9 protein-coding genes are annotated in these 12061 nt (G+C 47.3%); all 9 read left to right on the top strand.

Annotated elements, in window-relative coordinates:
- The coding region (locus ACKPQ4_RS01585) for a hypothetical protein (protein WP_407679459.1) at positions 1–225 on the top strand (225 nt) is incomplete at its 5' end.
- 3 nt (positions 226–228) lie between these two features.
- Complete coding sequence (locus tag ACKPQ4_RS01580; RefSeq protein ID WP_407679458.1) at positions 229–1287, top strand: SGNH/GDSL hydrolase family protein; 1059 nt, start codon at positions 229–231, stop codon at positions 1285–1287.
- A gap of 339 nt (positions 1288–1626) precedes the next feature.
- Positions 1627–2439, top strand: coding sequence for a hypothetical protein (locus ACKPQ4_RS01575; protein WP_407679457.1), 813 nt, complete (start codon positions 1627–1629; stop codon positions 2437–2439).
- A 231-nt stretch (positions 2440–2670) separates the two neighbouring features.
- Positions 2671–4422 (top strand): alpha/beta hydrolase family protein, encoded by a 1752-nt coding sequence (locus ACKPQ4_RS01570; protein WP_407679456.1) that lies wholly within the window; start codon positions 2671–2673, stop codon positions 4420–4422.
- Positions 4423–4528: 106 nt separating this feature from the next.
- Positions 4529–5521, top strand: a complete 993-nt coding sequence (pdxA, locus tag ACKPQ4_RS01565) for a 4-hydroxythreonine-4-phosphate dehydrogenase PdxA (protein WP_407679455.1) — start codon at positions 4529–4531, stop codon at positions 5519–5521.
- Entirely contained in the window at positions 5518–6267 is a 750-nt protein-coding gene (locus ACKPQ4_RS01560; protein ID WP_407679454.1) for a leucine-rich repeat domain-containing protein, read from the top strand. The genes pdxA and ACKPQ4_RS01560 overlap by 4 nt, the downstream gene beginning before the upstream one ends.
- Positions 6268–6369: 102 nt before the next feature.
- Complete coding sequence (locus ACKPQ4_RS01555) at positions 6370–8688, top strand: TolC family protein (protein ID WP_407679453.1); 2319 nt, start codon at positions 6370–6372, stop codon at positions 8686–8688.
- Positions 8689–8742: 54 nt separating this feature from the next.
- Positions 8743–10158 carry an efflux RND transporter periplasmic adaptor subunit gene (locus ACKPQ4_RS01550; protein WP_407679452.1) on the top strand — a complete coding sequence of 472 codons (1416 nt, stop codon included), beginning with the start codon at positions 8743–8745 and terminating at the stop codon, positions 10156–10158.
- Between the two features lie 39 nt (positions 10159–10197).
- Positions 10198–12061 (top strand): ABC transporter permease (locus ACKPQ4_RS01545; RefSeq protein WP_407679451.1); only part of this gene is annotated, 1864 nt, incomplete at its 3' end.

Here is a 12061-nt window from a genome sequence, read left to right as displayed (position 1 = left end):
TGGGCTCTCAAAAGAACAAAAAACTATGGTTCTCCCAAGTTTGATGAAAAAGAGCTCGCAGTCTCGAACACCTCAATATCAGAAGATGGCAAGACACTGAGGATTGAAATACCGGATATTGCACCCTGTTGGCAAATGTCCATCCGCTATGAATTCCTTGGAGAAAACGGAAGAAAAATTGCCGGTGAAATACAAAATACCATTCATTCGTTAGGAGACTCCTAATTAATGAAGGTTTTTTTCTGCATCGCCTTTCTTTTGAACTGTTTGGCAGTTGCGGATACCGGAGCTAACCACACTCCCTTTTGGCTATCGAAGAAGATGGTGGATGAGCCCGTTCTTTTTATTGGAGATGAAGGCAACCGCAGTGGTCGCCTCATCTTCACCCCAGCCTCCATGCCTGTCCTAACCCGGGCAGGAGACTCATTTGTTTACGAAGCGGGGAAAGATTACACATGGGAAAAAGGCAGTCGTACAATCAGACTGACGGATCATTCCAGAATTCCATCCAAGACAGCTCAGGAGATGAGGCCTGGACCAGGCAAGCCAAGAAGCCTGGGTGGTGTCTTGCACGGTGAAGGCAGGTTTTTTCATGACCTGCAAACCCTGGTCAGTTATTCTCACAATCAATCGTGGCCTGATTTGGTACAACCGGGTTCAGCCACCCTGCCCCGCTCTCTGGAAAAATTAAATTCTTCTCAATCCTTCAAGGTGGTGACCCTGGGAGATAGTATCACCGAGGGGTACAACGCTTCCGGGTTTGCCAAGACGCAGGCACCTCGTAACCAACCGTCATATGCAGAAGGGTTTGCCCGCTTGCTCGACGAAACCTTCCCTGCACAAGTGACCTTGAGCAATCTCGGAGTGGCGGGCCGTACCGCCGTTTGGGGGTTGAAACAACTGGACCGGGTGATCGCAGAAAAACCTGACCTGGTCATTATTGCTTTTGGGATGAACGACCCTGTTTCATTCGAACAATTTCAAAGAACAAACCTCGAAATCCTCACCCATTTGCAAAAAGAAATCCCTCAAACGGATATGATCTTTGTTTCGGGCATGAACAATAATCCTGACTGGAGAGACCCCACTAAAATCCCCGGCTTTCGTGAAGCTTTGAAAGACATCATTCGGCCCAATATCATCCTTGCCGATATCACCACTCCGTGGGAAAAATTATTAACCCGTAAAAATTTTTCTGATCTCAGCGGAAATAATGTGAATCACCCCAATGATTTTGGGCATCGATTGTATTCCGAAATACTTTTTTCACTTTTTATTTCGCCCTAAAACCAAGATAAATATTGGGCTTTACGATGCTTTTGTAAAAAAGATGAAAAATATTTTCATTTTTTTTGAACACTTTTCAAGTTAGGGGCGTCTTACCTTATGACTTTCGTCAGTTTGTTTTAGTTTAAGTTTGTGTTTCAAAAGCCCAAGAACACCGCAGAGATGCGGTGTTTTTGTTTGGTCTAATTTTCTGCATACACACTGGTAGATTGATAAACATTATTGCAAAAACCTGTACTGAAGTTCTCACCGGAAATGCCATTCAGGGTCGTAAAATCTGAAGAATTACTGATAAATAAATAACTCATGTTAAGGAAGTTATCTCTATTGATCCATATAATGATCACTTTCCTGCCCTGTTTTTTGTGGTCGGAAGCAACTTCTTCCACTCAGATCGAATTACATCCTAACCACCGTTCAACCAAATCTGCTATTGAACAAGTACAAAAGGTTTTCGGGAAATATTCAATTGAAAGCCCAGGCCTTTTTTCTGGAAACCATCAAGGCTTTGAACACATTCAAATCATCAAAGATGACCAAGTGGAAAGTGCTTTTGTTTTTTATATACATAGAGACCTCGATGGAGACAGGGATAAACAATGGCCTCCACATAAAGCAAGACAACGCAATGAAATCAAGGGATATGTGGGCTCCCCCGATATACTAAAGGCACAAGAGAACCAGTCTTTTCGATACAGGTGGTACTTTCGAATCGATGACGGTTTTCAGATCACCAAAAACTTCTGTCATTTCTTTCAACTCAAACCAGCCGGCTCTGATAATATCAACAATCCTCTGCTTACTCTTTCCGGAGTAGTGGATGGAGGGAAGCCCCAGCTTCAGGTACAGTTATGGGAAGAAAATAGAACCGAAAGACAATTCCTCGCCAATTGGAAAGACTGTCTTGGGAAATGGCTACTTTGTGAATGTAAAATTAAATATGCAAACGAAGGGAATATTTCGTTCTCAATCAGCTCACTTGACCAAAGCATTTCGATTACACGATCCATAAAGATTATGAAAACTTGGCAAAAGGGCTTTTCTTTTGTTCGGCCCAAATGGGGAATTTACAGAAGTTTGGTCATAGATAGAAAAAAAATGAACCAAGAAGATAAAGTATTTATTTCCCGCTTAATGATTGATAGAATCTAAGCAAGCGGGATATTTCCATTGTTTAAGTTTCATGTTTTTGAAAAAAAGTTTTCTTTTTTTCGAACGTTTTCCAAACTTCTCCCGTCTTACCTTATGACTTTTGTCAGTTTGTTTCAGTTTTAGTTTGTTTTTATCAAGAACGCCGTAGTGATACGGCGTTTTTGTTTGGCCTGATTTCAGGACCATTAAAAAAGATTCCACTTTGGCAAAATATCAGCATTGCGAACAGGCATGTGCAGGTTTTTTATGACGGGCTTGATGATCACCCGTACCTTTAGCTCCTTATTTTGTATAACGATTAGTCTCTTTCATAGCGACTTCCTTCATGCAGGCATCCCCACCCCTCCGATGGTCTGGGAAGATTTTGATCCGGACGCGGGTAGTTTCAAAGAGGAAATCATTTACGAAAAGACCGTAAAAGGAATCTATGAAAAGCACGCCTACATTTCCGCTTATGTCAATGAGGTCGAAGTTCGTGTGTTCTGTAAGTACGCAGTCAAGGAAGGGTCAAAAAATGTGCCCGGATTGATGAACACACATGGTTGGATGGGTGGACCATCGATTGATAAGCAATATGTAAATGATGGGTGGGCAGTAATTTCACATGACTATTCGGGCCTCACCAAACGCCCTCATCACACCAAGTATCCCCCAGAACTGGGCCATGGCCACATGGATGCCAAGGAGAAAGGATATACTCTAATTTACGATAAAATGCCTGACGGCAGCCAGACCACCGACCCCAAGGCTACTTCGCATTACCTGTGGAATGCGATCCAGCGCCGCGTGCTCAGTTATTTGCTCACCCAAAAGGAAGTCGATCCATCCCGCATTGGAGCCAAGGGCTACTCTTATGGGGGAACCATCATGTGGAACTTGGCTATGGATAAACGGGTGAAGGCGGTAGTCGCTTACTTTGGCATCGGGTGGATCAATTACTACCGCGACCGGGCGATTTGGAAGTTTGATCAACCGCAAAAAGAAATCCCCCAGACTCCCGGACAAAAGCTCTTCCTTACTGGCCTCGCTCCACAAGCTCATGCCCCATACATTCAAGCCGCCAGTCTTTGGCTCAATGGATCCAACGATCACCACGGGGGGCACGAACGGGGGTGCGACACCTTCAAGGATTTCAAGCCCGGTGTGCCCTGGGACTTCGCCGTTCAGGCACGAGGACATCACAATACCGAAAAATTGGGAGATAACTGCAAAGTATGGCTGGAAAAACATGTCCGGGGAGACTCGCACATTTGGCCGGCCCGCCCTACATCCGAAATCAAACTGGGGCAGGATGGCGTGCCCGAACTTCACCTAAGTCCTGCAAACTCTGAGAAGATTAAGGAGGTACAGGTCTACCAATGCGTAAAAACTGCAAATAACATCGCCCGCTTTTGGAGAGATGTTGAGTCCAAACGGGTTGGTAACCAATGGGTCGCGAAGCTGCCTGTGCTTAACACCAAGGATTACTTGTTTTCATACGCCAATATTCGTTATGAAAATAACACGGTCATATCTTCAGATTTCGAAGCAGTTATACCCTCCGACCTTGGCCGGGCAGTTGCCACGGATCAACCATCCGAGGAATTGCCCGGAGGGGCCAGTCTTTGGAAAGATGCGGCCCCAGCTGAAGGGGTTGGCGGCATTCAGGGGTTTCGCCCACTTAACAAACACCATGGAACCTCCAGTTCTCAGTTTGGTGACCCCAAATGGAAAGCTCCCAAGGGTGCGAATCTCGAATTTATGTTTTATTGCACCCAACCCCAAAGCCTAACTCTGAGCACAAACACACGGCACGCATCTGATATCGAGATTACCGCTTCCAATGACTGGCAGAGCATGGCCCTCACCCCCGGCCTACTCACCAATGTCCATGGAACAAAGTTGAAGGATTGGTCAGAGGTCGGAACCATCAGCCTCAAACCCAAATCTGGGGCAGATATTACCAAGGTGGTATTTGCCAATTTTAAATGGAAAAAGGATTAGGGCCTGATCAGATAAGACTCTGGCCAAACCAAATTAACTCCTGGGTGGCGGCCTAAAAAGATCATCGCCCTATCTTTGGGAACTTGAAAGAATTGCTTTCGAAATCATGCCAAAACCGAAAATAGCAGTGACCATGGGCGACCCAGCAGGAGTCGGTCCAGAGATCTGCCTGGATCTGTTAAACGCTCCTGAAATTTTAGATAGATGCCAACCCGTAATCTTTGGAGATCTCACAATCTTGCAAGCATGTGCCCACCAAACGGGCAAGCCACTGAATTGTTCTGCTATACAGTTGGAAGAAATTACCGATTCCTCACCATCTGGAATCATTGATTTATCTATTCTTAAACCCAACGAACTCAATCCCGGCATAGCCGAAGCCCATACCGGGCGGGCAACTTATGAATACGTAGTATCCGCAATCGATGCCTGTCTCGCCGGTAGAGTCGACGCCGTGGTGACCTGTCCAGCAAACAAGGAGGCCATGCAGGCAGCAGGCATCACCCAGCCCGGACATACCGAAATTTTTGCCGAGCGTACGGGCACCACTGATTTTTGCATGGCTTTCTTTTCAGAAACGATAAGTTGCTCTCTGGTAACTGTACATGTCGGCTACCATCAAGTGCCCGGTCTGCTCTCCGTTGAACGGATCAACCAAGTCATTTCCCTTACCCGTGAAACCCACCGCAGTCTCTTGGGACGGGAACCTAAATTGGCAGTTTGCGGACTGAACCCCCATGCCGGCGAGAATGGACTCTTTGGACAGGGCGAGGAGGAAGCAATCATTATCCCTGCGATCGAACGGGCTCGCGCCCAAGGGGCCGATATCGTGGGTCCCCTACCCCCTGATACCGCGTTTACCCCCTCTCGAAGACAAATAGTGGACGCCTATATTTGCATGTACCACGATCAGGCCTTAATACCGGTAAAAGCACTCGCATTTGATCAGGCCGTCAATGTTACCCTCGGGCTGCCCATCATCCGTACATCCGTTGACCATGGCACCGCTCTTGACATTGCTTGGCAGGGAAAAGCCGACCCGAACAGCCTGAAAGCAGCAGTACGGTTGGCCGCTCGAATGTCCGGCGAAAAAGAATGATTAGAACGGCCTTGCTTGGCTTTACTTTAGGCCACCTGGTTTTTTTTGCACAAGCAGATACGCCTTACTTGAATCACTCTCCTGTTCAAAGAGTTGAACTAATGGGAGGGAAGATATTTTTAAAGAAAGCAAAGGTTTCAGAAATTATTCTCCAAGACACGGATGTGCCCCGTAGGTTTTTCTTTCAACTGGGAGACCTCAGCGAACTGACCGACCTTTCTTTGGAAAACTGTCGCATTGAACCAAACAACATAGTTGCTATCTCCAACCTACCCAAGCTGGAATGGCTCAACCTCTACCGCACCCCTTTGGGTGAACAAGAGGTAAAGTTGCTCTCCAAGTCCAGCAGTATTGTTCTCCTGCCTCTTGGAAAAGTTGGAGTTACCAATCGTGGGTTGGAGAATCTCTGTAAGATGAGCCAACTTACTTATTTGGGGCTAAGGGGAAACCCAGTTACGGATAAGGGTGCCCAGCATCTCTCCAAATTAAGTAACCTCCAAGGGCTCTATCTTGGAGAAACTCAGGTGACCGACCAAACTGTTACCGAAATTTCCCACCTCTCCCAACTGGAAAAACTTTGGCTGCACGACCTCCCTATTACCGATAAAGCTATCGGTCACTTAGCCAAGTTAACCCAGCTGAAGGAAGTACATATTTATGGCACAAACATATCGGCCCAAGGAGCGAGATCGCTCCAGGAATTCTTACCGAAGTGCCGGGTGATCCACGAGGTCTTCCCTAAGTAAAGTTTTTCAAACCAACGACTTTTCTTTGATTCAATCTGTTTTTTCAAGCAATATGAATCAGAGTCTTCTCCTCACCACCATTATTCTGTCAGACCCTTAAAGTTGAACCCCTACCGCTCCATTTCAATTGTTATCTGCCTGGTCTTTTCTCTCCTTGGATGTTCTCGAAAGATCGATCCGAAAACAGCGGATTTAGAAGTTCGTAAACTTTTGCAGGATGTACCCGGTTTTGACTGGCAACCAGCTCCTTCCTCCCGTCTGCAAGAAGCAAAACTGAATGAATTGCCCCCTCCTCCTAAAGACGATGAAGGTGCACGAGAAATCACAGAGCGTATTCAGAAGGATGGAGCTTATGAGGATGGGAACATATCGAAAACCTTTGATTCCGGCCAATGGAAGGAATCCCTGATTCTCGAAAACAATCATACCGTCCGACTCGATTTGGCAAGCTCGATGGAACTGGCTCTGCTCCACTCGCGAGAATATCAGGAGCAGAAAGAATCTCTCTATCTTTCCGCCCTCGGGGTCACCCTCGAGCGGTTCAGACTCGGCCCCGCTCCTTTTGCCCAAGCCAGTGCCAAGGTAACCCAAGAGGCAGGAGAAGAACCAGCAGACTTAATCAACCGAACCACCGTGGGAGTCGAAGGCATGGCAGGTCATGGAGCAACCTGGGTAGCATCCCTGGCCAATCGCTTAAGTGTGGATTTAAGAAATGGCAAGGTGGGCATGGGTGGTTCCCTCGCCAACCTGACAATTACCCAACCCCTACTACGTGGTGCCAGCCGAAGGATTTACATGGAAGGCCTGACCCAAAGTGAGCGATCTCTTTTGATGGATGCCCGCAGACTGGAACAATTCAGGCAAGGGTTTTTTCTTAAAGTCGTACTCGGAGCGAACCCAGCAAGCAAGGTAGGGAGTGGTGGGAGTATTTCATTCATATCTCCTCCATCCACTGGGGTATCAGGATTTTTGGGGCTGGTTCAGGAGATTCAAACAATCCGAAATCAGGAAGCTAATGTCGCCCAATTGAATGAGAGCCTCGCTCAGTTGGAAGCAGCCTTTGAAGCGGGAAGAATAGGAAACCGACTCCAAGTGGATCAGGCGAGGCAGGCCCTCTTTAATGGTCAGAGCCGTCTACTTGCTGCCAAATCATCCTATGAAAACCGGCTCGATGGATATAAGATCTTTTTGGGACTCCCTCCTGATCTATCCCTTCGGGTGGTGGATGACTACATCAATGCGTTCAAACTGACTAATCCTGAACTGGTCTTTCTTCAGGAAAATGCAAATCGTATATTATCTGGCGTTCGCGACTCTGCAATCTCTCCCGACCTTAATTCCCTGAAAGATTTGCACAAACAAGCCACTGCCCTTTTTCCCCGGGCAGAGAAATTCTTTCTCGAATTAACTGCAGATTACCAAGCCTTTGACGAGGCCTTGCCTGCGAGAAAACAGAGCTTTGAAAAATTAAGGAAGAGAACAGATCTTCTCGAACTGGGAATGAACACCAATACCTTTTCCAATAATCACCTCGATCAATTATTGGTGGAAGCAAACGCCTCCCTTCGAAGTATACGCTCTTCGCTTAATGAAACCACCAAGAATATTCGAGCATGGAAAGGTGAAAATAAGGATCGCCCTCTAGCCGCTTCACGCACGAAACTCTCCGCCCTGCTCAGTGCTTACTCCGGCACCTTGCTCGAGCTATCCCTTGCTCAGGCATCGGCCCGATTGGAATCGATTGTGATGCAGGAAGCTTTGGTTTCTCCCTGCGAAGATGCCCGGTTTGCATCTACCCACCGAATGGACTCCAAAAATAACCGTGCTCAATTGGTCGATATTTGGAGGAAAGCCGATCTTGCCCGGGATGATTTGCGAACCGATCTCGACCTCGTGCTATCTGGGGATGTGGGATCCGATGCACTAACTGCCGGTGATTTTGAATCGGATGAAAGTGAGTGGCGTGTCGGATTGGAACTGGATACCCCACTTTCCAAAGTCAGGGAAAGAAACCGCTTCAAAGCGGCCCTTCTTCGCTACCAACAAGCAAGAAGGGACTACCTCGCCTATGAGGACAGTCTTCTCCGGGCTTTCCGTGAACACCAGAGGCTTGCCGGCCTATTACAACTAAAATTTGAATTAAACCGGGCAGCGGTACGGGGAGCGATTGCCCAGGTCGACCTTGCCCGGATGCGCCTCGATGAACCTCCCAAACCAGGTAGAAGCTCTCAGTTTGGGGCCACCACTGCTCGGGACTTGGTCAATGCACTCAATGATCTACTTAATGCGAGCAACCGGTTTGTCGAGGTGTGGATCGGATCGGAAGCCCTGAGAATGCGCTATGCTTATGACCTCGGTGAAATGAATTTATTGGAAAATGGATTATGGAATGGTCTGCAAACCACACCCAACTTAAAGTAAAACTCTTGCTACTCGGATGACTCCTCACTTGCTCTCACCCTCCTTCTTTATTCAATGATGCACATGTATACCCGATCAAAAGCTGGCTTTATATCGACCAAGACGTTGATGGGTATAGCCGGAGCAAGTGCACTGTCCGCGTTTTTATGGCTCAATAACGAAGAACAAGGCGAGTCCTTGCAAATCAAACCGATCTACGAAGAGGCCAAGGTTGCGGAATTTAGGTTGGAAATCGTGGAGCCAGGGGAAGTGGAGAGCGCGGAAAATGTCGAAATCAAGAGCCAGGTTAAAAGCCGGGGCTCTGGGGGAGTGAGTATTCTGGAAATTGTACCGGAAGGAACCCTAGTAAAAAAAGGTGACTTTTTGGTCCGACTGGATGATGCCGGATTACAAAAGGAATTGCTACGCCAGCGTATCTCCGTGCATCAGGCAAATGCCACCCTTGTTAAAGCTCAGGCAGATGTTGAGGCAGCTAAGCTGGCTCTGCAGGAATACCTGTCTGGCACCTTCCGTCAAAACGAGGAGCAATTGGAGAGCGCCGAGTTTGTGGCGAAAGAAAACTTCAGACGTGCTGAAGAGTACTTGGCCTACAGCAAAAAGTTGGCGGCTAAAGGATATGTTTCTGAAGCCCAACTGGAAGCGGATCAATTTGCGGTGGAAAAAGCGTTGAAGGAGCTGGACCTTGCTCAAACCAAGCTTGAGGTATTACGCACCCACACCCAAAAAGCGAAAGTCAATGATCTCAACGCCTCCATTCTGACCACCGCAGCCCGCCTCGAATCTGCCAGAAACTCCTATGAACTTGAACTCACACAGGAGCGTGAGATTGAGGATCAAATTGTGAATTGCACCATTTTATCTCCAGCAGAAGGGGAAGTTACCTATGCCAATCAGAACAATAAGGGTGTCATTATTGGAGAGGGTGAAGATGTAAGAGAGAACCAGACCATTATTCGGCTTCCCGACGCTTCCCGATTGCTGGTACAAGCAAAAATTAATGAGAGCCGAGTCGAGCAGGTAAAAGCTGGTATGATATGTAGGATTACCATTGATGCGATCAGAGATGTGGAACTTGAAGGTTCTGTGCAGTCCGTCAGCGATTACCCCTGGCCGGCATTTGACCGTTATCGTGCACACATCAAGGAATATGGGACCAAGATCATTATTAATGATCCCCCCAAAGGTCTTCGCACTGGTATGACTGCTAAGGTCACTATCCTGTCTGAACTTATCGAAGAAGCCCTTCAGATTCCCCTACCCGCGGTATTCCGGAAAAAGGGCAAGGCTTATTGTTTGATAGCTGGAGAGGATCAAGAACTTGAACTTCGTGAAATTGATTTGGGCCCGAACAACATGTCTCATGCGGTGGTAGTAGCGGGATTGGAAGAAGGCGAGTCCGTGGTCATTAACCCCGACCCCTTCCGAGAAAATTTTGAACCGAGCGAAGACAAAGAGTTAGCCCTTAACTAGATTGCTTCGGGCGATTCTAAACTGGCCGCTCTTACCAAAATGAATCCTGCCTTCTCTACCACTAACCTGACTAAGGTTTATCAAATGGGCGAGGAGCAGGTTGTTGCCCTCAATAAAATTTCCATCGAGGTACCCCAAGGTGACTACCTCGCGATCATGGGTCCATCGGGTTCAGGTAAGAGTACCCTGCTTAATCTGCTCGGGTGTCTCGACCAACCAACAGAGGGAAATTATGAACTTGTTGGGTATGCTGTCGGGAAGCTCGATGATGACGAGCTCTCAAAGCTGCGAGCCCAGCAAATTGGGTTTATTTTTCAATCCTACAACCTGATTCCCTACCTCGATGTACTTGAGAACATCGCCCTACCGGGAAGCTACGACAGTACATCCAACCTCGATGCGATCAAGGCACAAGAAATGGCAGAGTTAGTCGGACTAGGTGATCGTTTGAATCACAAACCTCTACAACTTTCTGGAGGACAACAGCAACGGGTCGGCATTGCCCGTTCCCTTGCGAACGACCCCGCTTTTATTCTCGCCGATGAACCGACCGGAAACCTCGATTCTAAAACCACCGAAGAAATCCTCAACCTGCTCGATGATTTAAATCAGCAGGGAAAAACCATCGTATTGGTAACACACGAGGAGGAGGTAGCTGCCCGTGCCCGCCGAATTATCAGAATGAATGATGGGGAAATTACTTCAGATGATCGATCCAAAGAGCCAGTTGTTGCTGACTTACCACCAGAAGAAAAATCCTCTCAAAAAACTACCTCTGGTCAGTGGAGCAACTCGCTCGCTAATCTTACTAAAAGTGCCCTGCAAAGTATGGTCACCCACCCTCTCCGGTCCATTCTGACCGGATTAGGGGTTTTCATTGGAGTCGTCAGTGTAATCTGGTTACTTGCTATAGGTGAAGGAATTGCCGAACAGGCGGAACTTGAGATCATGGAACTTGGGGCAAATAACCTCATTATTTCCAGTCAAAAACCTTCCCAACAAGACAGGTCTCAAAAGCGAGATTACTTTATATCTTGGGGACTAACGGAAAATGACTTTCGCAAAATTGTAAATACCGTGCCCTCCATCTCCGCAGCTTATCCAACCCGCGAGCTTTCAAGGAGGTATGCTTCCACTGAATACGATAAGAAAAAAGTAGAGTTCCTTGGTTGTTTGCCAAACTATCGAGATTTGCACAGCCTTCAGATTAGTAAGGGAAGATTCATCTCCGAAGAGGACAACCGGGACAAAGCTGAAGTCTGTGTACTCGCATCTGGTCTTGCTAAAAAGCTTTTTCCCTTTGGTGACTCCCTTGGGCGGACTGTAAACATTGAAGGGAATTTATTTACCGTGATTGGAGAAGTCGCCCCAAGAAGTGCCCTCAATGATGATGGAAAACTTGGCTTTAAGGAATTGTTCAATGATAACATTTATCTACCCCTCGAAACCCATTGGGCTAAAATATTCGATTTCTATTACAAGGGGTATGATGGCAGTCACTTAATCTCCAAGCTCACCTTAACCATAGATGATCAAACCAAGCTCTTTTCTGTCGCCCAAATGATTCGGGATATGCTGATCCGAGATCATGGGATTGAGGATTTCCAGGTCACCGTTCCCTTCGAGCTTATGCAACAGGCAGAACGGGCAAAAATGACCTTTGTCGCTCTAATGGGCCTGGTTGCCGGGATATCCCTTTTTGTGGGCGGTGTAGGCATCATGAACATTATGCTGGCCACGGTCACGGAAAGAACCCGGGAAATAGGAATTCGCCGGGCGATCGGGGCGAACAAAAGGGATATTGTATTTCAATTCCTTGTGGAAACCACTGTGCTTACCGGCGCCGGTGGACTGGCCGGAATCGTTGCAGGATTACTATGTGCCCCAGCCTATAACAGCCTGT

Origin of the sequence: Candidatus Chordibacter forsetii (assembly GCF_964187505.1) — a bacterium.
GTDB lineage: Bacteria > Verrucomicrobiota > Verrucomicrobiia > Opitutales > Seribacteraceae > Chordibacter > Chordibacter forsetii.
This window is presented reverse-complemented; position numbering and strand designations above follow the sequence as displayed.